The organism is Streptomyces sp. YIM 121038 (genome assembly GCF_006088715.1).
GTDB lineage: Bacteria > Actinomycetota > Actinomycetes > Streptomycetales > Streptomycetaceae > Streptomyces.
Genome location: NZ_CP030771.1, coordinates 7425980 through 7448424, shown reverse-complemented (window position 1 = coordinate 7448424; position 22445 = coordinate 7425980). Strand labels below are relative to the sequence as shown.

General features: G+C 72.7%; 23 protein-coding genes. 17 read left to right on the top strand and 6 right to left on the bottom strand.

The window, feature by feature from the left end; genetic code table 11:
- Positions 1 to 38 precede the first annotated feature (38 nt).
- The gene (locus C9F11_RS31935; RefSeq protein ID WP_138962507.1) at positions 39 to 674 is read right to left on the bottom strand and encodes a winged helix-turn-helix transcriptional regulator; all 636 of its coding nucleotides are present in this window, start codon (positions 672 to 674) and stop codon (positions 39 to 41) included.
- Positions 675 to 758: 84 nt separating this feature from the next.
- Between C9F11_RS31935 and C9F11_RS31930 the strand changes: the two genes are divergently transcribed.
- From C9F11_RS31930 to C9F11_RS31905, 6 genes are all read left to right on the top strand, one after another.
- Positions 759 to 1970: a pyridoxal phosphate-dependent aminotransferase gene (locus C9F11_RS31930; RefSeq protein ID WP_138962506.1), complete on the top strand. Its 1212-nt coding sequence runs from the start codon at positions 759 to 761 to the stop codon at positions 1968 to 1970.
- 42 nt (positions 1971 to 2012) lie between these two features.
- Positions 2013 to 2630: a C39 family peptidase gene (locus C9F11_RS31925; RefSeq protein ID WP_138962505.1), complete on the top strand. Its 618-nt coding sequence runs from the start codon at positions 2013 to 2015 to the stop codon at positions 2628 to 2630.
- A 48-nt stretch (positions 2631 to 2678) separates the two neighbouring features.
- Entirely contained in the window at positions 2679 to 3896 is a 1218-nt protein-coding gene (locus C9F11_RS31920; RefSeq protein ID WP_138967243.1) for an FAD-dependent monooxygenase, read from the top strand.
- Between the two features lie 93 nt (positions 3897 to 3989).
- Positions 3990 to 4589 carry a histidine phosphatase family protein gene (locus C9F11_RS31915; RefSeq protein ID WP_138962504.1) on the top strand — a complete coding sequence of 200 codons (600 nt, stop codon included), beginning with the start codon at positions 3990 to 3992 and terminating at the stop codon, positions 4587 to 4589.
- A gap of 419 nt (positions 4590 to 5008) precedes the next feature.
- Positions 5009 to 5641, top strand: coding sequence for a hypothetical protein (locus C9F11_RS31910; RefSeq protein ID WP_138962503.1), 633 nt, complete (start codon positions 5009 to 5011; stop codon positions 5639 to 5641).
- A 117-nt stretch (positions 5642 to 5758) separates the two neighbouring features.
- A complete protein-coding gene (locus C9F11_RS31905; protein ID WP_249401954.1) occupies positions 5759 to 6211 on the top strand; it encodes an acyl-CoA thioesterase in 453 nt (150 codons plus the stop codon).
- A 1-nt stretch (position 6212) separates the two neighbouring features.
- Here C9F11_RS31905 and C9F11_RS31900 read toward each other — a convergent pair whose 3' ends face one another.
- Positions 6213 to 7133: an oxidoreductase gene (locus C9F11_RS31900; RefSeq protein ID WP_138962502.1), complete on the bottom strand. Its 921-nt coding sequence runs from the start codon at positions 7131 to 7133 to the stop codon at positions 6213 to 6215.
- A gap of 101 nt (positions 7134 to 7234) precedes the next feature.
- On the opposite strand from C9F11_RS31900, the gene C9F11_RS31895 reads away from it, so the two are divergent.
- Both C9F11_RS31895 and C9F11_RS31890 read left to right on the top strand, forming a co-directional pair.
- Entirely contained in the window at positions 7235 to 7906 is a 672-nt protein-coding gene (locus C9F11_RS31895) for a DNA-binding response regulator (RefSeq protein ID WP_138962501.1), read from the top strand.
- A gap of 425 nt (positions 7907 to 8331) precedes the next feature.
- Positions 8332 to 8763, top strand: a complete 432-nt coding sequence (locus tag C9F11_RS31890; protein ID WP_138962500.1) for a hypothetical protein — start codon at positions 8332 to 8334, stop codon at positions 8761 to 8763.
- A gap of 60 nt (positions 8764 to 8823) precedes the next feature.
- Here the strand turns inward: C9F11_RS31890 and C9F11_RS31885 are convergent, their stop codons facing one another.
- Entirely contained in the window at positions 8824 to 9216 is a 393-nt protein-coding gene (locus C9F11_RS31885) for an ATP-binding protein (RefSeq protein ID WP_138962499.1), read from the bottom strand.
- 192 nt (positions 9217 to 9408) lie between these two features.
- Between C9F11_RS31885 and C9F11_RS31880 the strand changes: the two genes are divergently transcribed.
- Both C9F11_RS31880 and C9F11_RS31875 read left to right on the top strand, forming a co-directional pair.
- A complete protein-coding gene (locus C9F11_RS31880; protein WP_171076142.1) occupies positions 9409 to 10239 on the top strand; it encodes a helix-turn-helix transcriptional regulator in 831 nt (276 codons plus the stop codon).
- Entirely contained in the window at positions 10239 to 10487 is a 249-nt protein-coding gene (locus tag C9F11_RS31875; RefSeq protein ID WP_171075892.1) for a DUF397 domain-containing protein, read from the top strand. Before C9F11_RS31880 ends, C9F11_RS31875 begins: the two co-directional genes overlap by 1 nt.
- Here C9F11_RS31875 and C9F11_RS31870 read toward each other — a convergent pair.
- Positions 10481 to 11161 (bottom strand): S1 family peptidase, encoded by a 681-nt coding sequence (locus tag C9F11_RS31870; protein WP_138962496.1) that lies wholly within the window; start codon positions 11159 to 11161, stop codon positions 10481 to 10483. The two genes, C9F11_RS31875 and C9F11_RS31870, sit on opposite strands and share 7 nt — an antisense overlap.
- A gap of 254 nt (positions 11162 to 11415) precedes the next feature.
- On the opposite strand from C9F11_RS31870, the gene C9F11_RS31865 reads away from it, so the two are divergent.
- The 4 genes from C9F11_RS31865 (at position 11416) to C9F11_RS31850 (ending at position 15011) form a co-directional block, all read left to right on the top strand.
- Complete coding sequence (locus tag C9F11_RS31865; RefSeq protein ID WP_138962495.1) at positions 11416 to 12243, top strand: MOSC N-terminal beta barrel domain-containing protein; 828 nt, start codon at positions 11416 to 11418, stop codon at positions 12241 to 12243.
- A 150-nt stretch (positions 12244 to 12393) separates the two neighbouring features.
- The gene (locus C9F11_RS31860; protein WP_138962494.1) at positions 12394 to 13599 is read left to right on the top strand and encodes a Cmx/CmrA family chloramphenicol efflux MFS transporter; all 1206 of its coding nucleotides are present in this window, start codon (positions 12394 to 12396) and stop codon (positions 13597 to 13599) included.
- Between the two features lie 9 nt (positions 13600 to 13608).
- On the top strand, positions 13609 to 14187 hold the full coding sequence (locus C9F11_RS31855; protein ID WP_138962493.1) for a TetR/AcrR family transcriptional regulator: 579 nt from the start codon (positions 13609 to 13611) through the stop codon (positions 14185 to 14187).
- Positions 14184 to 15011 carry a GNAT family N-acetyltransferase gene (locus tag C9F11_RS31850; protein ID WP_138962492.1) on the top strand — a complete coding sequence of 276 codons (828 nt, stop codon included), beginning with the start codon at positions 14184 to 14186 and terminating at the stop codon, positions 15009 to 15011. The genes C9F11_RS31855 and C9F11_RS31850 overlap by 4 nt, the downstream gene beginning before the upstream one ends.
- Here C9F11_RS31850 and C9F11_RS31845 read toward each other — a convergent pair.
- Complete coding sequence (locus C9F11_RS31845) at positions 14980 to 16797, bottom strand: alpha-L-fucosidase (protein WP_138962491.1); 1818 nt, start codon at positions 16795 to 16797, stop codon at positions 14980 to 14982. The genes C9F11_RS31850 and C9F11_RS31845 overlap by 32 nt on opposite strands.
- Before the next feature lie 245 nt (positions 16798 to 17042).
- Here C9F11_RS31845 and C9F11_RS31840 point away from each other — a divergent pair, with 245 nt between their 5' ends.
- On the top strand, positions 17043 to 19262 hold the full coding sequence (locus C9F11_RS31840; RefSeq protein WP_138962490.1) for an alpha-N-acetylglucosaminidase: 2220 nt from the start codon (positions 17043 to 17045) through the stop codon (positions 19260 to 19262).
- A gap of 105 nt (positions 19263 to 19367) precedes the next feature.
- Here the strand turns inward: C9F11_RS31840 and C9F11_RS31835 are convergent, their stop codons facing one another.
- On the bottom strand, positions 19368 to 20012 hold the full coding sequence (locus C9F11_RS31835; protein WP_138962489.1) for a DUF4360 domain-containing protein: 645 nt from the start codon (positions 20010 to 20012) through the stop codon (positions 19368 to 19370).
- A 465-nt stretch (positions 20013 to 20477) separates the two neighbouring features.
- Between C9F11_RS31835 and C9F11_RS31830 the strand changes: the two genes are divergently transcribed.
- Together C9F11_RS31830 and C9F11_RS31825 are read left to right on the top strand one after the other, a co-directional pair.
- Positions 20478 to 21341, top strand: coding sequence for a chitosanase (locus tag C9F11_RS31830; protein ID WP_138962488.1), 864 nt, complete (start codon positions 20478 to 20480; stop codon positions 21339 to 21341).
- Between the two features lie 119 nt (positions 21342 to 21460).
- Complete coding sequence (locus C9F11_RS31825) at positions 21461 to 22414, top strand: alpha/beta hydrolase (protein WP_138962487.1); 954 nt, start codon at positions 21461 to 21463, stop codon at positions 22412 to 22414.
- Positions 22415 to 22445: the final 31 nt, after the last annotated feature.

Sequence of the window (22445 nt, the reverse complement as noted above, 5' to 3'; positions counted from 1 at the left end):
CAGAGGGGGCCCAGGGGCACGGCGGCCCCTGGACCCCCTCACCCTTCTCGCAACGCCTTGGCCGGCGGCCCGTCCCCGGTCACGGAGATCCGCCCCGCCCGCACCCCGTCGGCCACGCTCAGCACGCCCCGCCCGATCTCGACGGCGGTCCCGGCGTCCAGGGTGACGCGTGCGTCGGGCGCCTCGGGCGCGGGCCCGTCCCCGTACGAGACCACCCCGTCGGCGTCCGTCCGTACGTGGAACTCGCCTTCCTCCAGGCTCAGCTCCACCAGGCCCTCCGCCACGGCGACGGCGTCGAGGAGCGGCAGGGCGAACCAGTGGGCGCGGACCGCGTCGGTGGGGCGGCGCTCGGCGAGTTCGGGGGCGCCCCAGGCCGCGAGGGCGCGCAGGACGGGCGTCAGCTCCCGGCCGCGCCCGGTGAGTTCGTACACGTACGCGGCGGCGGGCGGCGGCAGTCTGCGGCGGGTGGCGAGGCCCGACTGCTCCAGGTCCTTCAGGCGCGAGGCGAGCACGTCGGTGCTGACGCCCGGCAGGTCGGCGTGCAGATCGGTGTAGCGACGCGGACCGAGGAGCAGTTCGCGGACGATCAGCAGGGTCCAGCGGTCGCCGACGGCGTCGAGGGCGCGGGCGGCGGCACAGAACTGGTCGTAGCTACGGCGCGGTCGATATGGCATGCGTCGCAGTCTAGACAAGCTGTTGGACTTTCCAAGCTCCAGCTTGGTAAAACCAAGGAACCCACGCTACGGGAGGCACACCGCATGGAGTTCCGGCAGTCCAGCAAGCTCAGCGAGGTCTGTTACGAGATCCGGGGCCCGGTCATCGAGCACGCGAACGCCCTGGAGGAGGCGGGCCACAGCGTGCTGCGGCTGAACACCGGCAACCCCGCCCTGTTCGGCTTCGAGGCGCCCGAGGAGATCGTCCAGGACATGATCCGGATGCTCCCGAGCGCCCACGGCTACACGGACTCGCGGGGCGTCCTGTCCGCCCGCCGCGCGGTGGCGCAGCGCTACCAGGCCCTGGGGATCGACGACGTCTCCGTAGACGACATCTTCCTCGGCAACGGCGTGTCGGAGCTGGTCACCATGGCCGTGCAGGCGCTCCTGGAGGACGGCGACGAAGTCCTCATCCCGGCCCCCGACTTCCCGCTGTGGACGGCCGTGACCACCCTCTCCGGGGGCAGGGCCGTGCACTACCTGTGCGACGAGCAGGCCGACTGGTACCCCGACCTCGACGACATGGCCGCGAAGATCACCGACCGCACCAAGGCCGTCGTGATCATCAATCCGAACAACCCGACGGGCGCCGTCTACCCGCGCGAGGTCCTCGAAGGCATCCTCGACCTGGCGCGCCGCCACGGCCTGATGGTGTTCGCCGACGAGATCTACGACCAGATCCTGTACGACGACGCGGTGCACCACAGCGTCGCCGCGCTGGCCCCCGACCTGGTGGTGCTCACCTTCTGCGGGCTCTCCAAGACGTACCGGGTGGCGGGCTTCCGCTCCGGCTGGCTGGTCGTGACGGGCCCGAAGCAGCACGCGCGGGACTATCTGGAGGGCCTGACGATGCTGGCCTCCATGCGGCTGTGCGCCAACGCGCCCGCCCAGTTCGCGATCCAGGCGGCGCTCGGCGGCCGGCAGTCCATCCACGAGCTGACCGCGCCGGGCGGCCGCCTGTACGAGCAGCGCGACCGCGCCTGGCAGAAGCTCAACGAGATCCCCGGGGTCAGCTGCGTGAAGCCGAAGGGCGCGCTGTACGCCTTCGCGCGCCTCGACCCCAAGGTGCACGCCATCCACGACGACGAGAAGTTCGTCCTCGACCTGCTGCTCCAGGAGAAGATCCAGGTCGTCCAGGGCACCGGCTTCAACTGGCCGCACCCGGACCACTTCCGCATCCTGACGCTCCCGTACGCTGACGATCTCGACGCGGCGATCAGCCGCATCGGCCGCTTCCTGAGCGGCTATCGCCAGTAGCCCCGCGCGGCCCCGGCCCGGGGCCGCCCCGCGACGAGGAGCGTGCCCGTGACCGCCTGCCCCACCTGCCGGGTCCCGTCCCTGACCCAGTTCGCCTCGCCCGACCTGGTCGGGAAGATCGTGTACGAGGGCCACGACCGCGCCGACGACCCCGCCTGGCGGGAGTCGGGCGCGGCCACCCTCGACGACTACGCGCGCTGGTGCGGCCACCTGTGCGGCCTCACCTGTCTGCGGATGGCCCTCGGCGAGGGCGCGCCCTCGCTCTTCGAACTGCGCGACGGGGCCCTCAAGTACGGCGCGTACACGGAGGACCCCGCCGACGGCACGATCAAGGGGCTGATCTACGCGCCGTTCGCCGAGTACGTGCGCGACACGCTCGGCCGCGAGGCGACGGTGCACCGGCACCTGACGCTCGACGAGGTGGCCGACCTCGTCGACTCCGGGCACACGGTGATCACGTCCGTGCACTACGAGATCCGCCGCCCGGGGCGCCCGGCGCCCGGCCGCGGCGGGCATCTGGTCCTGGTCACGGCGCGCACGGCGGACGGGAGCCTGCACTTCCACAACCCCTCGGGGATCGACGCGCCCACGCGCACGGCGGAGCTCCCGCGCGCGGAGTTCGAGCCGTTCTTCGCCGGACGCGGTGTATCCATGCGCTGACCTTTGGTCATGACAGGACGTCACCCGCCCTGTCAGGATGGCGCGATGATGCATTCGGGCAGGGTCGCCGTGGTGGGCGGCAGCGTCGCGGGCTGCGCGTCCGCACTGGCCGCGCACCGGGGCGGCGCGGACGAGATCACCGTGTACGAGCGGGCGGCGGGCCGCCTCGCCGACCGGGGCGTGGGTCTGGCCGTCCACAACTCCCGCTACGCGGAGCTGGAGTCGGCGGGCTACCTGGACGCGGACATGCAGTGGGTGCAGCTCGTCAGGCGCCGCTGGTACGTGCGCGACGACGCGGCACCGGACCCGCGCGGGCACACGGTCGCGGTGACGCCCTTCCCGTTCCGTACGTACAACTGGGGCCCGCTGTGGGGCGAGTTGCGGCGCCGGGTGCCCGAGACGGTCACGTTCCGCACCGCCACCGCGGTGACCGGGGTGCGGGCCTGTCCGGGCGGGGCCCTGGTGGAGACGGACGACGGCACGGAGCGGTTCGACGTGGTGGTCGGCGCGGACGGCTACCGCTCGGTGGTGCGCGAGGCGGCGTTCCCCGGCCTGCGGGCCGAGTACGCGGGCTATCTGGCCTGGCGCGGCGCGTACCCCGAGGAGCGGCTTCCCGACCCGGAGCTGTGGGGCGCCGAGGACTGCGTGTACGCCGTGTTCGACGGCGGCCACCTGATCCTCTACCGCATCCCCGACGGGACGGGCGGGCGCCGCGTGAACTGGGTGCTGTACACGGCGCCGCCGCGCGGCCTGGACGCGGACCTGGCCTTCGACGATCCCCGGAGCCTGCCGCCCGGCGGCCTCACCGACACCCTCAGCGGCCATCTGTCGTACGTCGCCGACGTGCTCCTGCCGCCCTACTGGGGCGCGGTGGTCCGCGCCACCGCACCGGCCGAGCTCTTCCTCCAGCCCATGTACGACTACACCGCGCCGCGCTACACCCAGGGCCGGGTGCTGCTCGCGGGCGACGCGGCGACCGTGGCCCGGCCGCACACGGGCGCGGGCGCGGTGAAGGCCCTCCAGGACGCCACCGTCCTGGAGTCCGCCATCACCACGGCGGTGACCTGGCCCGACGCCCTGGAGTCCTACGACGCCGACCGGACCGTCGCGGGCCGCACGATGGTCGACCTGGGGCGGCGCCTCGGCCGCGCCTTCGTGCAGGAGACGCCGGACTGGCGCTCCCTCGGGCAGGCGGGCCTGGAGGCGTGGTGGCAGCGGGCGGACGGCGCGGGGGCGTTCGGGGGGCGGGAGCTGCGGCGGAAGTGACGGGCCCCTCCCCCGGTGCCGGACGGATCATGGAATACGGCCACCGCCGCGACGGTTCGCACCAGTCAGAACCGAGCAGAACGGAACGCGCGCATGGGTGACCTCCTCCTGGTCCGGCACGGCGAGACCGCGTGGTCGCTGTCCGGCCAGCACACCAGCTGGACCGACATTCCCCTCACCGACCACGGCCGCGAACAGGCGCGGTCCCTTGCGCCGCAGGTCGGGAAGTACCGGGTCGACGCCGCCTTCACCAGCCCGCGCGCGCGGGCGCGGGAGACCGCCGCGCTCACGGGCTTCGCGGACGCGCGCGTGGACGACGATCTGGCCGAGTGGGACTACGGGGCGTACGAGGGCGTGACGACGGTGGAGATCCATCGGACGCGGCCCGACTGGTTCCTCTTCACGGACGGCGTGGCCGCGGGGCCTCCGGAGCATCCGGGCGAGTCCCCCGAGCAGGTCGGGGCGCGGGCCGACCGCATGCTGGCCAAGGTCGACGCGGCCCTCGCCAACACGGAGGGCAGCGTGCTCCTGGTGGCCCACGGGCACTTCCTCCGCGTCCTGGCCGCCCGCCGCCTTGGGCTCCCCGCCTCGGCCGGGGCGCACTTCCAGCTGGCCACGGGTACGGTCAGCCGCCTCAGCTTCGAGCACGGCCGCCCGGTGGTAGCCACCTGGAACCTACGCCCCTCGGCGTAGCGCCCCTTCCGCTCCGCTGCGCGGGGCTCCCTCCCCCCCCACCCGCCCTCCTTCGCCCTCCGGGCTCGCCCTCAATCGCCGGGCGGGCTCCGTCCCCGCCCACCCGCCCCTCCATCGCGCTGCGCGCTCGTCCTCAAACGCCGGACGGGCTGGATGGTGCCGGTGCGGGCCGGATCCCGACCGCAGGCCGGATCCCCACTGCGGAACGGAGTTCGTCCATGGGTCCGCAGGTGGGGGCCGGGCCGTGCCGGGGGTCTTCCAGCCCGTCCGGCGTTTGAGGACGAGGCGCGGAGCGCCGATGGGGGGGGTCCAGGGGGCGAAGCCCCCTGGTTTCGGGAAGGGGCGGGGTTGGGGAGCTCCCGGCAGGGCGGCGTTGTCAGCGGGGTGGGGCACCATCGGGCACAGGGGGTGGTGTTCTCGTGACCAAGCCGACCACGGCCGCGCAGCGGCGGATCATCGCGGAGGCGGACCCGGCGACGGGCCGCCTGCGCGGCACGGAGGCGCAGCTGACCGCCCTGGTCAGACTGCGCCTCGCGTTCAGGCACCCCCGCCCCCCGCACGCGTACTTCCTCACCCCGGCGGGCCACCGAGTCAGGGACGAGCCGACGGACGCCGCGCCGGAGACGGCCCCGGTGGAGGCGGAGCCGGGCGTGTTCGCGGCCCGCACCGGCACCGAGCCGGACCCGCCCGCCGCAGAGGGCCCCGCCCGACAGCGGGAGGTCAGGGCGGCATGGCTCGGCCTCGTGGAGCTGCGCCGGATGACGAACCCGGGAGGCGACCGCGAGAGACCCTGCGCGTGGGAGCGGGCGCACCAGGTGCGGGCCGTGGCGATAGCCCTGGAGGCCGCGGGCCGCGCGCCCTCGACGGCGGGCAGGGACGGGTACCGCGTGGCGGAGTCCGTGCAACCGGACGCCGTGGAGGTGTCGGAGCCGACGGCGGAGGGCGTGCGGGCCTGTGGGACGGCCCTGGAGCGGGCGGGATGGCTGGTGAGCGAGCACGGGGACGCGCGGACGGGCCGCCGCTTCGTGGTGGCGTCACCGAGACGTCGCTGAGGTGTCGCTGAGACGCCGCTGGGCCCGCGCGGGGAATGCCGGGACAGGACGGGCAGTTGAGGCTTGCACCAGCGGCATGTCAGCAGGTCGGACAGGACAGCGGGGAGAGGGAGCGTCGTGGCGCAGCAGCAGTCGGAGGACGGGGTGGGGGCGGAGGCGTACTCCGTCGGGATTGTCGTTCGGGGGTACGAGACGGACACGCAGGGGCATCTGAACCAGGCCGTGTATCTCCAGTACGCGGAGCACGCGCGGTGGTCGATCCTGATGGCGGCGGGGATCCGGCAGGCGGACCTGATCGGGAAGGGCGTCGGGCCCGTCGCGCTGGAGAACACGCTGCGGTACCGCAGCGAGCTGCGCGCCGGGGAGGAGGTCTCCGTGTCCTGCCGGTTCCTGTGGGGCGAGCGGAAGACCTTCAGGATCGAGCAGATCTTCACCAAGCCGGACGGCACGGTCGCCGCGGAGCTGACCGGCGTGGGCGGGCTGCTCGACCTGAAGGAGCGGCGGATGGTCGACGACCCGAAGGAGTACTTCCGGGCGCTCGCGACGGACGCCCGGGTCCTCGGTCTGTAGGTCAGCCCGCGGTGAGCGTCGCCAGGTCCTCCGCGTCCAGGCTGAGCGCGGCCGCCGCCACGTTCTCCTCCAGGTGCGCGAGCGACGACGTGCCGGGGATGGCGAGGACCGCCGGGGACACGGAGAGCGACCAGGCAAGGCCGATCTGCGCGGGGCTCGCGCCGTGCCGTTCGGCGACCCGGCGCAGCGCGGCGACGTGCGGCGCGCCCGCGCCGCCGAGGGGGAAGAACGGCACGAAGGCGATGCCCTGGCGGGCGCACAGCTCGACCAGGGCGTCGGCCTCGGCGTCGCGGGACACCGGGCTGTAGCGGTTCTGCACCGCGGCGACCGGCGCGATCCGCTGGGCCTCGGCGAGCTGCGCGGCGGTGGCGTTGCTGACGCCGAGGTGCCGGATGAGGCCTTCCTCGCGCAGTGCGGCGAGGGCTTCGAAGCGGCCGTCGCCGGGGCCGTCCGCGGCGAGGAAGCGCAAGTAGACGAGGTCGAGGCGGTCGACGCCGAGCTGGCGCAGGTTCCGGTGCACGTCGGCCTTGAGCTTCTCGGGACCCGCGGCGTCCAGCCAGTCGTGGCCCGGGGAGCGGTCGGGTCCGACCTTCGTGGCGATCACCAGGTCGTCCGGGTAGGGGTGCAGGGCCTGCCGGATGAAGGCGTTGGCGGACAGGTCCTCGTAGAAGTAGAACGCGGCGGTGTCGATGTGGTCGACGCCGAGCTCGACGGCCCGGCGCAGCACGGCGACGGCCGCCTCGGGGTCCCCCGCGGGGCCCTCCCAGGTGCGGCCGGGCAGCCGCATCGCGCCGAAGCCCATGCGGTTCACCGGCAGGTCGCCTCCCACGTGCCAGCGCCCGGCCGCGGCAGCGGGGGCGGCGGGTGACTTGGTCTCGTGCGGGGCGGTGTTCTCGTGCGGGGTGGTGTTCTCGTGCGGCATGGGGACAATTCTGGAGCCGGTGCGGGCCGGGGCCGGGAGGGTGGCAGGTTGTTGCCAGCCGGAGAGCGACCTGAGAGGGGCCGCGGAGAGAGGTGGGCGGGATGAGCGAGGGCTACGAGGACGTCGTCACCCTGCGCGGGGAGCGGGAGCTGGTGCTGCGCGCCGGGGACCTGTTCGCCGCCGCGCGCGAGGAGTTCCTGTGCGGGGCCGCCGACCTCGTCACCTGGTCGGGCGGCGTCAACGCGGTCTTCGCCGACGGCAAGCGGCCGCCCCTGCCGAAGCCCGCGCCGCGCGACGGCCTCGTCATGCGCAAGGTGTACACGCGGCAGGCGCTCGGCGACCCGTACTCGGAGCGGCGGCTCGCGGCGATCGCCGCGTCCGGCGCGGACGTCCGCATCTCGTCGGCGCCCCTCGCCCGCGAGGCCATCGTCATCGACCGGCGGATCGCCGTCCTCGCCGGTTCGGAGGCCCGGGGGCCGCGTACGTACACGGTGGTACGGGTCCCCGAAGTCGTCGACGGGGTGCGGTCGCTGCTGTACGCGACGTGGGAGGCGGCCGAGCCGCTGGCCGACGCGGTGCGGGCGCCGGTGCCCTCGCTGGACGAGGAGGCCCGCCGCGTGCTGGCCGCCCTGAGCGACGGGCTGACCGACGAGGCCGGGGCCCGGCGGCTCGGGATGTCCTTGCGGACGTACCGGCGGCGGGTCGCGGAGCTGCTGGCCGAGGTGGGGGCTACGTCTCGCTTCCAGGCGGGGGTGCGGGTGCGGGGGCAGTAGCCCTCGCGGGTGGCGCCCCGGGCCCGCCCCTTCCCGAAACCAGGGGCTCCGCCCCCGGACCCCCGGTAATCGGCGCTTCGCGCCTCGTCCTCAAACGCCGGACGGGCTACAAGCTTCGCCGGGCGGATGCAATCGGCGGGCCTGAAGAGCGCGGTCGCGGCGGCCGTTCCGGTCGTTGTCGGGGCGGTCGTGGTCGGCGGGGCACTGGGCGAGTGCGCCGGTGCGTGGCCCCGCACGCCCCCTCGCCCTCCTCTTGCACGGGAGAAGTTGGCGGTATCCGCCCATCTGACGGGCATTTAGGGCCATCGCCCCGCATGGCCGCATTTCGTCTGCCTGTCGTGCCGGGTGTGCCGTGAGAGTGATCCGGTGTACAGGCCGGTGACGTCCGTCACCTGTCCGGCCCGGAGAAGCGGAGGACTAAGACCATGCCCGATGTCAATCTTCCCAACGGCCGCTACGTCATCGGAGCCCACATCGGCTTCCGGATCGTCCTCACTCCCACCCCGCACGCCGTCCAGCACGGCCGGCCCGTCATCGCGGCACCCGAGCTGATCCCCCCGATCGCCCAGGAATGGATCATCGAGCGCGCCAGCGAGGACCTGCCGGGGCAGTACCACATACGCCCCTACGTCGGCCCGTCCGACCAGTATCTGACCTACACCGGCGAAGAGGTCTTCGTCAGCCAGGGATCCCCGACCCCCTGGCGGATCCAGCCCACCCCGTCCGGTCTCCAGATCACCTCGGACAAGGGGCTCGTCGTGCGCGCCGAGTACATCGGCAGTCACGTCAAGCTGGCCCAGGAGGACGACACGCCCAATGAGGCCTGGTCGTTCCACTTCATCGGCCCCGCCGACTAGCCGTCCCTGACCCAGCAGGCCCCGGTCACGCCCCCTGCGCGTGACCGGGGCCCCTTCTGTTCAGCCGAGCGAGAGGCGCGCCCACACGGTCTTGCCGATCTCGCGGCTCTCCACGCCCCACGCGTCGGCCAGCGCCGCCACGAGGACCAGACCGCGGCCCGACTCCGCCTCCTCCGGCGGCAGCCGCACCTCCGGCGGCGGCGCGCACTCCGCCCGGGTGTCCGACGTCTCGATCCGCAGCGTCCCCGCGAGCAGCAACAGCCTCAGTTCGAAGCTGCGCCCGGGGACCCGCCCGTGCGTGGCCGCGTTGGCCGCCAGCTCGGCGACGATCTGGGCGGCCGCGTCGGAGAGTTCACTGTCGTAAGGGATTCCCCAGCCGTTCAGCTGGTCGCGGGCGAGCGTTCTCGCCTGGCGCGCTCCTCGCGGACTGGCGTTGATACGCCGCGTGAACACATGTGCTGGTGTGGGGGCTTATACCTGGGGTGGCATGCGGTCCACGGTGACCGTGTGAACGCGCAGTTCGGGAGGCACAAAACTCGTACGCTCCGTAAGTGTACGAGTGCGAAACGTAGACAGTGGGGGTAACTCCCCGTAAGCATGGGCGCGTTGGCGGGGACGGTAAGCGAGCGTCAGGGGATACCCGTGATGTCGTCAAGCACGCCGGGCTCACAGGAGCCCGAACCGAGCGATGGGCTCAAGGCGTTCGGCGCCGCACTGAAGAGCTTCCGCAAACGGGCCGGGTACACGCAAGAGACCCTGGCCCCCGAGATCGGCTACTCGACCCACTTCATCGCCTCCATCGAGCAGGGCAGGCGCTTTCCGCCGCCGCGCTTCGTGGACCAGGCGGAGGCGACCCTGGACGCCTTCGGGACGCTGCGGCTGATGGTGAACCAGCTTTCTCGACAGCGGGGATTGGCCACGTGGTTCCGCCGGTGGGCTCAGCTTGAGCAAGAGGCTGTCACCCTCTACACGTACGAATGCCGCCTGATCCCGGGCCTGTTGCAGACACCCGCGTACGCGGAGAGGCTGTTCGCCAACCAGCTCCCACCGCTGGGCGACGAACAGATCCAGGCTCAGCTCGCGGCACGCGTCGAGCGCCAGAAACTCCTTACGGACCGGCCGAACACCTCGTACAGCTTCATCCTCGAAGAGCACCTGTTCCTGCGGAACATGGGCGGGGCCGAGGTGACCCGGGGGGTCATCGACCACGTCCTCCAGCTCGCCAATCGCAGGAACATCGAAGTCCAGATCATGCCGCTGGTGAAGGAGAGCCATGCCGGACTCGACGGCCCCATGCAGCTCCTGGAGACGCCTGACAACAAGTGGTTCGCCTACAACGAGGGCCAGGAGAGCGGACTGATCATCTCAGATCCGAAAGTGGTCAGCATGCTCCAGATGCGGTATGCCAGGATGCGCTCACAGGCTCTCTCCCTCGAAGACTCGGTGAGCCTGCTGGAGCGGATGCGAGGAGCATGATGAGCACCCCCAAACTGGTGTGGTTCAAGAGCAGCTACAGCGGCGGATCGGGCGACGACTGCGTAGAAGTAGCCCTCTCCTGGCACAAGTCCAGCTACAGCAGTGGAGGAAGCGGCGACTGCGTAGAGGTAGCCGCCTGCCCCACCACCATCCACATCCGCGACTCCAAGCACCGGGCCGGGCCCCAGCTGACCGTTGCCCCGGGGGCGTGGGCCGACTTCGTCTCGTACGCGGGCGGCGCTCAGTAGCCCACGCGCAGCCCGTGCGCGCTGAGCACGGGCACCAAGGGCTGGTAGTAAGTCGTCCCGCCGGAGGTGCAGTTGCCGCTGCCGCCCACCAGGAGGCCGAGCCCGGCGTCGCCGCCGAAGGCGGAACCTCCGGAGTCGCCGGGTTCGGCGCAGATGCTGGTGCGGAAGAGGCCGCTCACCGTGCCCTGCGGGTAGGTGATGGTGACGTTCACGCCCTGGACGGTGCCGCAGTGCGTCCCCGTCGTGGGTCCGGTGCGGCACGCGGACTGGCCCACGACGGGGTTCGCGGCGCGGTTGATGCGGATGACCTGCGCCCCCGCGGCGATCTCGCTCGGATACGTGTAGTCGGGGTTGGTGAAGCGCACCAACGCGTAGTCCTGGCCGGGGAAGACGGCCGCCTCGGTGACGCCGACCGGGACGGTGAGGCCCCGGTCGGCGTACCACTGCGTGCCCACGGCGCCGCAGTGGCCCGCCATGATCCCGTAGTGGCGGGTGCCGTTGGTGGCGTTGAAGGCCACCATGCACCGGCCGGACGGGCTGAAGAGCATGGTGCCGCCGCGCAGCGGTGTCTGCGCCGGGGCGGCGGTGGCGCCCGCGGCGGGGGCTGCCACCAAGGCGAGTGCGCCGAGGAGTACGGCACACAAGAGCTGGGACACGGCGGTGCGAAGCCTCATGGCGCGCCTCCGGTGGGGAAGGGTGAGGGCGCCGCCATTGTGGCGGAGCCGCCGTACGCGGGGCGATCGGACGGACGCCGACCGTTACAGAGGCCCGTGCTCCCCCACCGTGATCCTTTCCATTGGGCAAAAGGCATTGATGCCGTACGGGTCGGCGAACGATGCTGAGGCGGACGGGGAAGATCGCCCCGTGGACCCACCTGTGGACCGACCGAAGGGCAGCTCATGGACGACATCGCGGCGATCGGACCGGCATGACAGCGGTAGTCACGGACCTCATCACCTATCCGGTCAAGGGGTGCGCCGGGGTCACGCTCACGGAGAGCGACCTGACGCCTGCGGGCCTCGCGCACGACCGCGCGTTCATGGTGACCGACGGCTCCGGCGTGTACCGCACCCAGCGCAAGGACGCCCGGCTCGCGGTCATCCGCCCCGAGGTGAGCTGGGACGGCGGGCGCCTGACGCTGCGGGCCCCGGACGCGGAGCCGCTGGAGATCGAGGTCGACATCACGTCGCCGCGCCGCGACGTGGATCTGTTCGGGGCGCCGTTCCGGGCCGTCGACCAGGGCGCGGAGGCGGCCCGTTGGCTGTCGGACGTGCTCGGCACGGACTGCCGTCTGGTGCGGGTGCCGCCGGAGCACCAGCGGGTCACCGACGGGCTGCACCCCGGCACGTCCGGCTTCGCCGACAGCGGCGCGCTGCACCTGCTGTCCCGGGCCTCGTACGACGACCTCAACGCCCGCATCGAGGCCGCGGGGCGCAGCCCGATCACCCTGAGCAGGCTGCGGCCCAACGTCGTCGTGGACGGGTGGGACGCGCCGCACACGGAGGACTCCGTCAGGAACGTCGGCATCGGCAACACCGAGCTGGGCTTCGCCAAGCTCGCGCTGCGCTGCGCGGTCACCCTGGTCGACCAGGACTCGGGTGAGCGGGCGGGGCCCGAGCCGCTGCGTACGTTGGCCACGTATCGGCGGCAGCCGGGCGGGGGTGTGGCTCTGGGCGTGAAGTTCTCGGTGCTGCGCACCGGCAAGCTCGCCGTCGGTGACGAACTCACGGTGACGGCCTGGGAGACCACTGGCTGAGCAAGTCGTTCACCTGCGGGTTCGTCGTGGCTGGTTGCGCAGTTCCCCGCGCCCCTTCGGGGCGCGTGCCTTCGTGGCTCGTGCTACCGTCCACCCTGGTTTTGAAGCGACTGCTCCAAAACAGCGTACGTACATCAGGGAGGGACACCCATGCCGCTCGCGGTCTACGTGTTGGCGCTCGGGATCTTCACGCAAGGGACATCGGAGTTCATGCTGTCCGGGCTGCTGCCGGGCATGGCGGCGGACTTGGGGGTGTCCGTTCCCGACGCGGGGCTGCTGATCTCGGCGTTCGCGATCGGCATGGTCGTCGGGGCGCCGCTGCTCGCCGTGGCGACGCTGCGGTGGCCGCGCCGGACGGCCCTGGTGAGCCTGCAAGCGGTGTTCGTGGCGGGCCACGTGGTGGGCGCGGTGGCCCCCGGGTACGGGCTCCTCTTCGCGACGCGGATCGTCAGCGCGCTCGCGTACGCGGGCTTCTGGGGCGTGGCCGTGGCGACGGCGGTGGCGCTCGTGCCGGGCGAGGCGAAGAGCAGGGCGGTGGCCCTGGTCGCGGGCGGCCTGACCCTGGCGACCGTCGTCGGCGTCCCCGCGGGCACCGTACTGAGCCAGTCGGCGGGGTGGCGGGCCGCGTTCTGGGCGGTCGCGGCGGCGACGGTGGTCAGCCTGGTGTGCACGGTGGCGGCGGTGCCGGGCGGCGAGCGGGGCGAGGCGCCGTCCGTGCGGGCGGAGCTGCGCGGGATGGCGCGGCCGCAGCTGTGGCTCTCGTACGCCGTCACGGCCTTCGCCTTCGGCGCGGTGATCGTGACCTTCAGCTATCTCGCCGCGCTGCTCACCGACGAGACGGGCCTGGGCGAGGGGTGGGTGCCCGCGGTGCTCGCGCTGTTCGGGGCGGGCGGCATGCTCGGCCTGGTCATCGGCGGCCGGACGGCCCGTACGCACGCGGTCGCCACGCTGGCGTGGGGGCTCGGCGCGCTCGCGGCGATCTCGGCGGTGCTCGCGCTGACGGCGGGCTCGGCGGTGGCCGTCGTGGTGGCGCTCGTCTTCCTGCTCGGCATGGCGGGGTACGTCACCAACCCCGCCCTCCAGTCACGGGTGTTCACGCTCGCGCCGGGCGCGCCCACGCTGGTCGGCGCGGCCAACACGGCCGCGTTCAACGTCGGCAACACGCTCGCGCCGCTGCTCGGCGGGCTCGCCATCGACGCGGGCTACGGCTACGCGGCCGTCGCGTGGGTCGGGGCCGGGCTCGCCGCCCTCGGCTGCGCGGCCGCGGTGGGGGCGGGGCTCCTGGAGCGGCGGGCCTCCCCGACGCCTCCCGCCTCGGCGTCGGCCAGTTTTGAAAAGGTATTCCAAAACGGGTAGGGTCCGCCCATGGCCAGGCCACGACAGTTCGACGAGGACCGCGTCATCAGCGCGGCCATGGAGACCTTCTGGCGCCGCGGGTACGAGGGCACGTCGACGCGCGACCTGTCCGAGTCGACGGGCCTCGGCCCGTCGAGCCTCTACAACACCTTCGGCGGCAAGCGCGAGCTGTATCTGCGCGCGCTCGACCGCTACTACGACACGGTCACCGCCGCGCAGGTCGAGCGGCTCCAGGGCCCCGGCTCCGCCAAGGAGCGGCTGCGGGCGATGATGCTGCACTCCCTGGAGAGCGACCTGGACGCGGACGACGGCCGGGGCTGCTTCGCCATCAACGCGGCCATCGAACGGGCCGGGCTCGACGGCGACGTGCGCCGGGCGGTGCGGCGCGGCTTCGACCGCGTCGAGGACGAGGTGTGCGCGGTGACCAGGGCCGGGCAGGCCGCCGGCGAGATCTCCCCCGGCCGCGACCCGCGCGAGGTGGCGCGCCTGGTGCAGAGCACGTACTACGGCCTGCGCGTCCTGGCCCGCGTACGGGACGGCAGGAAGGCCCTGGAGAGCACCGTCGACACCGTCCTGGAGGGACTGTGAGCGGGACCGCGACCGGCCCGGAGCCGCTCGACGCCGTCGAGCGGAACCTCGCCGCGCACGCCGGGCACCTGCACCGGTACCTGCCGGGCGCCACCGTCACCGACCACGGGGACCTGGTCGTCGCGGACAGCGGCATCGACGACGACACCTTCAACATCGTCGCGGCGGCACGGTTCACCGAGGAGAGCGCGGACACCCGCGTCGCCGCCACCGTGAAGGAGCTGACCGGCACCGGGCGCGCCTTCTCGTGGTGGGTGGGTGACACCTCGACGCCGGGTGACCTCGGGGCGCGGCTCGCCGCCGCCGGTCTTCCCGCGTCCGGGACCGAGACCGGCATGCGCCTCGGCCTGGACGCCGCCCTGCCGCCCGCGCACGCGGACGGCCTGGAGATCCGCCCCGTGACCACGCCCGCCGAACTCGACGCGTACGCCACGGTCCTGGCCGCCAACTGGGAGCCCCCGGCGGCGACGGTCCGCGCCTTCTACGCGGCCGTCGCCGAGGGAGCGCTCGCCGCCGCTTCGCCCGCGCGCTACCTCGTCGGGTACGTCGCCGGGCGGCCGGTGTGCAGCGCTGAGGCGTTCCTGCACGCGGGCGTCGCCGGGATCTACAACATCTCGACCCTCGCCGCCGACCGCCGCCGCGGCTACGGCGGGGCCGTCACCCTGGCCGCGCTGCACGCCGCGCGCGCCGCGGGGGCGCGCACGGCGGTGCTCCAGGCCTCCCCCGAGGGCGAGCCCGTCTACCGCGCCCTCGGCTTCGCCGTCTGCGGCACGTTCACCGAGTACGCCGTGGTCAGCGGGTCCGCAGCTGCGTCGAGGGAATGACCTCCTGCGGCTGGTTCGGGCTGGACCACAGGAGCTTCATGTGGGCCTCGCCGGTCTGCTCCGCGTAGTCGACGCGGACGGCGTGCCGTCTGCCCGCCTCCAGGCGCACCCGGGCCTTGTCGACCTTGGGCTCGTGCGGGCTCCAGGAGTCGATGACCAGCTTGCCGTCGATCCAGACGCGCACGACGTCGTCGGAGACCGTGGTGAGCGTGTACGTCTCCGAGCGGCGCGGCTCGACCGAGCCCGTCCAGCGCACCCCGAACCGGTCCGCCGGGACGGACGGGTGCGGTGAACCCGTGTACTTCCAGGAGTGGTTGACCGTGGGGTCGGTCCGGGTGACCTTCGGCGTGCCGGACAGCTCCGCGTTGTCGAAGACCTCCTGCTTGAGGCCCTTGCCGTCGCCGGGGCGGGACGCGCGGCCGGGGTCGGTCCTCAGCTCGATCACGGTGGCGGTGGGGTTGGTGGCCGCGCCGGACGGCGTGAGGTCGTACCCGTCGCCGGACTTGGCGACGGTGACCTGCTGGGAACTGCCGAGGACCCGGGCCGACGTGACCGTGAAGTCCGTACGCGCCCGCAGGTGCAGGGGTCGGCCCGCGCCCGGCCAGCGCGTGACCGCCGCGTACAGGGTGTCGCCCTTGCGGCTGACCGTGCCCCAGTCCGGCTCCTCGACCAGGCCGCCGTAGCGGGCGCCGAAGACCGCCTCGCCCTGGCCCGCCGTGCGCAGCCAGGTGCCCATCTCCTTGAGCCGGTCCACGGACTGCCGCGGGATGCGGCCGCGCGCGTCGGGGCCGACGTTCAGGAGGTAGTTGCCGCTGCGCGAGGTCGTGGCGAGGAGGTTGCGCACCAGCGTCCCGCCGGACTTCCAGTTCTGGTCGTAGCGGGCGAAGCCCCAGTGGTCGTTCAGGGTCATGCAGGACTCCCAGAGCTGGCCGTCCACCGGGGCGTCGGGGATCTCCTGCTCGGGCGTGCCGTAGTCGCCGTCGACCACGCGGCGCTTGCCGACGCGGTTGTTGATGACCAGGTCGGGGTTCAGGCCGCGCAGGTACGCCTCCAGGCGCTCGCCGTCGCGGGCGGTCCACGGGTTGTGCGGCTCGTCGGTGTCCCACTCGCCGTCGAACCAGAGCAGCGCCGGGTCGTAGCTGTCGATCAGCTCCTTGAGCTGCGCGTACATGCGCTTCTCGTACTTCGGGAAGGTCGCGGGGTCGGGGAAGTCCGGGTCGTGCCAGTCCCAGATGGAGTAGTAGAAGCCGAGCTTGATGCCCGCCGCGTCGGCGGCGCGCTTCAGCTCGGCGAGGATGTCGCGCTTCTTGTCGAACGACGAATGGTCGCGCAGGTTCCAGGAGTTGACCTTCGTCGGCCACATCGCGTAGCCCTCGTGGTGCTTGGACGTGATCACGATGTACTTCATCCCGGCGTCCTTCGCCGCCTTCACGACGGCCCCGGCGTCGAAGTCGGCCGGATCGAACGACCGCGCCCGCTGCTCGTACTCGGCCGTCGGGATCTTGCACTGGCGCTTGATCCACTCGGCGTTGCGGCAGACCGTGCCGTCGGGGCGCGCGTACTCGCCCTCCAGCTGGGAGTACGCGCCGAAGTGGATGAACATGCCGAACCGGTCCTGGCGGAACCAGTCGGTGCGGTCGGCCGTGAAGGGGTCGTCGGCGGCGTGGTCCGTACCGGGCCCTGCGGCCCGCTGGTGCCGCGGGGCGCCCTGCGCGGGCGTGAGCGCGGACAGCGGCAGGGCGGCGGCGGTGAGGAGCAGGGCGAGCGTGGTGACTCTTCGTCGCATGAGCGGCTCCTGTTCGACTACGGGACGCTCGGGAACGTAGGAGCGGATACATCGGATGTCAATGGGCCCAACTTCCCCTCGTCTTCCACCAATCAGCCTCCTCCGGTCTTTCCGATCCGATGAATCTCCTTGCTCACCGGCGTGGTGTGCGCCGCGCGCTCTCTGACGGGTGGTTAGGAACCGGGGGCGTCCGGGGCAGGAGTCACCTCGGTGTCCGCCCCGCCCGCCCGACCCCGGGAGCCCCGATGTCCCCCCTGCCCCGCCGCACTCTGCTGACCGCCCTCGCCGGCACGGCCGGGACCGCCGCGGCCTGCTCCGGGAGGCACGCCGCCGACGGCGCCTCCCGGGCGGCCGTGGGCCCGAGCGGGGACCCCGGGGGCGCCGCGGCCGCCGCGCGGCGGCTGCTGCCCCGGCACGCGGAACAGCTCGCGTTCGAGGCGTCCGGGGACCCGGACGCCTACCGCGTCTCCGGGACGCGCGGCCGCGTCACCGTCACGGGACCGACCCCGGCCGTCCAGCTCAAGGGCCTGTACCACTACCTGAAGCACGTCTGCCACACCAACATCACCTGGGCGGGGCACCAACTCGCCCTGCCCAGGGTGCTCCCGGCACCCGGCGCGCCGCTCACCGGCCGCGCCAACACCCCGCACCGCTTCGCCCTCAACGACACCAACGACGGCTACACGAACGCCTACCACGACTGGGCCTACTGGGAGCGCGAGATCGACGTGCTCGCGCTGCACGGCTACAACGAGGTCCTCGTGCACACGGGCGCGGACGCCGTCCGCCACCGGGTGTTCCAGGAGTTCGGGTACGGGGACGAGGAGCTGCGGGCCTGGGTGCCGGGCCCGGCGCACCAGCCATGGTGGCTGCTGCAGAACATGGCGTCCTTCCCGCACCCGGTGTCACGGCAGCTCCTGGAGCACCGCGCCCGGCTCGGGCGGCGCATCGCGGACCGGCTCCGGGCGCTCGGCATGACGCCCGTGTTCCCCGGCTACTTCGGCACCGTCCCGCCCGGCTTCGCCGCGCGGAACCCGGGCGCGCGGACCGTGCCGCAGGGCGACTGGGTGGGCTTCGCGCGGCCCGACTGGCTGGATCCGCGCACCGACCCCTTCGCGCGGGTCGCCGCCGCCTTCTACCGCGTCCAGGGCGAGCTCCTCGGACCGTCCACGATGTACAAGATGGACCTGCTCCACGAAGGCGGGAATCCCGGTGACGTACCGGTGGGCGAGGCCGCGCGGGCCGTCGAGCGGGCGCTGCGGACCGCCCGCCCGGACGCCCTGTGGGTGATCCTCGGCTGGCAGCACAACCCGCCGAAGGCCCTCACGGACGCCGTCGACAGGGACCGCATGCTCGTCGTCGACGGTCTGTCCGACCGCTTCCCGCACGTCACCGACCGCGAGGCCGACTGGGGCGGTACGCCGTACGCCTTCGGCTCGATCTGGAACTTCGGCGGGCACACCGCGCTCGGCGCGAACACCCCCGACTGGGCGGAGCTGTACGAGCGGTGGCGCACCAGGGACGGCAGCGCCCTGCGCGGCATCGCGCTGCTGCCGGAGGCCGCCGACAACAACCCGGCCGCCTTCGAGCTGTTCTCCGAACTCGCCTGGAGACAGGGCGCGTTGGACCTCAAGGAGTGGTTCGCGCAGTGGGCCACCAGCCGGTACGGCGGCACCGACGCGCATGCCGCGCGCGCCTGGCACGTGCTGCGGCGCACCTGCTACGGCACCACCCGCGCCGACGGGTGGGCCGAGGGTGCCGACGGCCTGTTCGGCGCCCGGCCCGGCCTGACCGTGCGCTCCGCCGCCTCCTGGTCACCGAAGGAGCTCCGCTATCCGGCCGCGGACTTCGAGCCCGCGCTCGACGCACTCCTGCTGGTGAAAAGGGAGTTGAGGGACTCGGCGGCCTACCGGCGCGACCTGCTCGACGTGGCGCGGCAGGCGCTGTCCAACCGGAGCCGCGTGCTGCTGCCCCGGATCAAGGCGGCCCACGACGCGCGGGACACCGCCCGCTTCGAGCGGCTCACCCGCACCTGGCTGCACCTGCTGGACCTGCTCGACCGGCTCGCCGCCACCGATGCCGGGCAGCTGCTCGGGCGGTGGGTGGCGGACGCCCGCGCGTGGGGCACCAACGCCCGGGAGCGTGAGCAACTGGCCTATGACCAGCTGTCGTTGGTCACCGTGTGGGGTACCCGCGCCGGGGCCGACGCGGGCCTGAAGGACTACGCCAACCGCGAGTGGGCGGGCCTCGTCGGTGGTCTGTACCGGCTGCGCTGGACGACGTACTTCGACGCGCTGCGGGCCGCGCTCGACGAGGGCCGCGAGCCCGAGCCCGACGACGCGTTCGACTGGTTCGCCCTGGAGGAACGCTGGATCCGCGAGCCGGGGCGCCTCGCCGTGGCCCCCGCCGGAGACACGTACGCGATCGCGAAGAAGGTGCGCGACGCGCTCGCCGGGTCCCGCTGACGCGGGGCCCGGTGTCGTCGCCGTGCCTCCGGACGGCGGTCAGCCCCGCCGGAGGCACGGCCCCCTCACCAGGAACTAGCTGGTCAGTACCTCAGCCGAGCCGGATCAGCGCGGGCACTCCTTCCACTTCACGCGGTAGATGGTGCTGATGGCCCCGTCGGTGGAGTCCATCGTCATGAAGCTGGTCTTGGTGCGGTCCGAGGTGCCGACGTCCACCCGCAGCTCGGTGTTGATGTTGAAGTTGCGCTTCTTGCCGCAGGGCGCCCAGACCAGCTGGGTGACCTCGGTCTCGTCGGTGGCCTGCCAGTTGTCGGCTATCTGGCCGTTGAAGACGTGGGACTTGGCGCCGGTGTCCGGGGAGCCCTGGAAGTAGTACGACGCCTTCTCGATGCCCCTGGCGCCCTGCTGCAGCGACGCGAAGCCGCGGTAGTCGGCGCTCGCGATCGCGTAGGTGAAGCCCTGCGGGACGTGCACGATCAGGCTGAGCTGGCAGTTCTTGCGGAACGCCGTGGGGGCGGAGTTGCCGCCCGCCTGGGCGAGGTAGTCGCTGTAGGTGACGGTGAACGCCGTGTTGTCCTCGGAGACGGCGACGGCTGCCGTCCCTCTGGGGCAGCCCGAGCCGTTCACGGTCGCGATCTCGATCACGATCTTGTCGGGCGGCGGGTCGCTGAACTCGGTCGGGTCGTGAGCGGGCAGACCCGCGGCGAGCAGGGTGGCGAGGGCGCCACCCGCGAGCAGTGCAGCGGACATGTTCGTGGTTCTCCCATCGAGTGCTTCGGCCCGTGACGGCACGCACGCAGGGCGTGCCGCCGCGAGGTGGGGGATGGAGCGTGTGCTGGGAGGAACTGACTCAGCCATCGCACGGGTCCGCTCACGCGGTCCGCTCACGGGTCGGCGACCGGTCGGCGTGCGATGAGCGGAGGCTGAGGGTGTTGGGATCGTACGGACCAGCGTGAGCAGCGACTAGGGCGATGACCGGCCATGTGCGAGCGCGCTCGTGGGCCCTTTGGGACACGCCCTCGTGCCGCGTCGGGGGACCGCCGTGACTCCTGTGCCGCGAACCGGACCGGGCCGGGCGGCCAACCGGGCGCGCACCGGGCCGCACACCGGACCGTGCTTGACGGGTATACGTCATCCTCGATTTCTGGTAGGAAACCTTCCTAACAAAGCACGGCCCGCACACGGCACCACGAACTCCCCCCTCTGGAGGTTCCGTTGCACTCCCACCACACCCCCCACCGCACCAGCACACGGCGCACCGTCATCGGCCTGATCGGCGCCGCCCTGATAGCGAGCCCCCTGATAGCCACCCAGACAGCGGGCGCCGCGCCCGCGCCCCGCGCCACCGCACCGGCGAGCTCCGCCGCCGTCGGCCTGGACGACCCGGCGAAGAAGGAGATCGCCATGAAGCTGGTCTCCAGCGCGGAGAACTCCTCGCTCGACTGGAAGGCGCAGTACAAGTACATCGAGGACATCGGCGACAAGCGCGGCTACACCGCGGGGATCATCGGCTTCTGTTCCGGCACCGGCGACATGCTCGACCTCGTCGAGCTCTACGCCAAGCGCAAGCCCGGCAACGTCCTGGAGAAGTACCTGCCCGCGCTGCGCCGCGTGAACGGCTCCGACTCGCACGCGGGTCTGGACCCCAACTACACCAAGGACTGGGAGAAGGCCGCCAAGGACCCGGCCTTCCAGCAGGCGCAGAACGACGAGCGCGACCGCGTCTACTTCAACCCGGCCGTCAAGCAGGGCAAGGCCGACGGCATCGGCGTCCTCGGCCAGTTCGCGTACTACGACGCGATCGTCATGCACGGCGACGGCGGCGACAGCACCAGCTTCAGCGGCATCCGCAAGCGCGCCCTGCGCAGCGCCAAGCCCCCGGCGCAGGGCGGCGACGAGACCAAGTACCTGAACGCCTTCCTCGACGCCCGCGTCTGGGCCATGAAGCAGGAGGAGGCCCACGAGGACACCAGCCGTGTGGACACCGCCCAGCGCGTCTTCCTCAACAAGAAGAACCTGAACCTGGACCCGCCGCTGGCATGGAAGGTCTACGGCGAGTCGTACCGCATCGACCGCTGAGCAACGCCCCGTCGCGGGCGCGGGGTGCGCACGGCCCGTGGGGGGCCGCGCGCACCCCGCGCCACATCTGCCCCAAAGGCTCTTGTGGGCACACCTCCGGACTCTCTACGTTCGCGACCATGACTGACCGGAGGAACATCCTGCGCGGCGGTGCCGGCGCAGCCGTGGGCGCCGCGGCGCTGGGGCTCACGGCGGCCGGGCCCGCGGCGGCCGCGGCCACCGCGGCGCGGACCTACGTCCTGGTGCACGGCACCAACAGCGCGGGCGCCTTCTGGGCCCCCATCGCCCGGGAGCTGACCCTGCGCGGGCACCGCGTCGTCGCGGTGGACCAGCCCTACCACGGAGCGGAGGCATACCTTCCCGCCTCCTACCAGACACAGGACCTGGCGGCGTTCGCGACCGAGCCGACGCCGCTCGGACGGATCGGACTCGACGACTTCGAGCGGCGGGTCACCGGCGTGGTGCGCCGGGCGGCCCGCGGCGCGCGCGGCGGCAAGGTGGTGCTCGTCGGGCACAGCATGGGCGGCGTCTCCGTCAGCCGGGTCGCCGACGCCGTGCCCGAACTCCTGGAACACCTCGTCTACATGGCGGCGTACTGCCCGGCCCCCGCCTTCCCCACCATCACCGCCTGCATGGGCACCCCCGAGGCCGCCGACGCGATCGTGCCCGAGGAGCAGGTCATCGGCGACCCGGCGGTCCTGGGGGTGATCCGGCTCAACCTGCGCACCGGCGACCCCAAGGACCTCGCGCTGTTCAAGGAGATGGTCTGCGCGGACTACCCCGACGCCGCCTTCCGGAACGTGCTCGCCGGGCTCCAGCCCGACGAGTCGGACCGGGTGGCCACCGACCGCGCCGTCGGCGGGGCCGGGACCTGGGGCCGGGTGCCGCGCACGTATCTGCGCTTCGGCAAGGACCGCCTCATCACCCCGGCCCTCCAGGACCTCATGATCGCCGCCGCGGACGAGCGGACGCCCGGCAACCCCTTCCGCGTACGGAACTTCGCGACGGCCTCGCACATCGGACCGCTCGACCCCGAGCCGCTGGTGGCCGCGCTCGCCGAGCTGGGGCACTGAGACGCCGAGGGTGCTGAGACGCCGAGGGCGC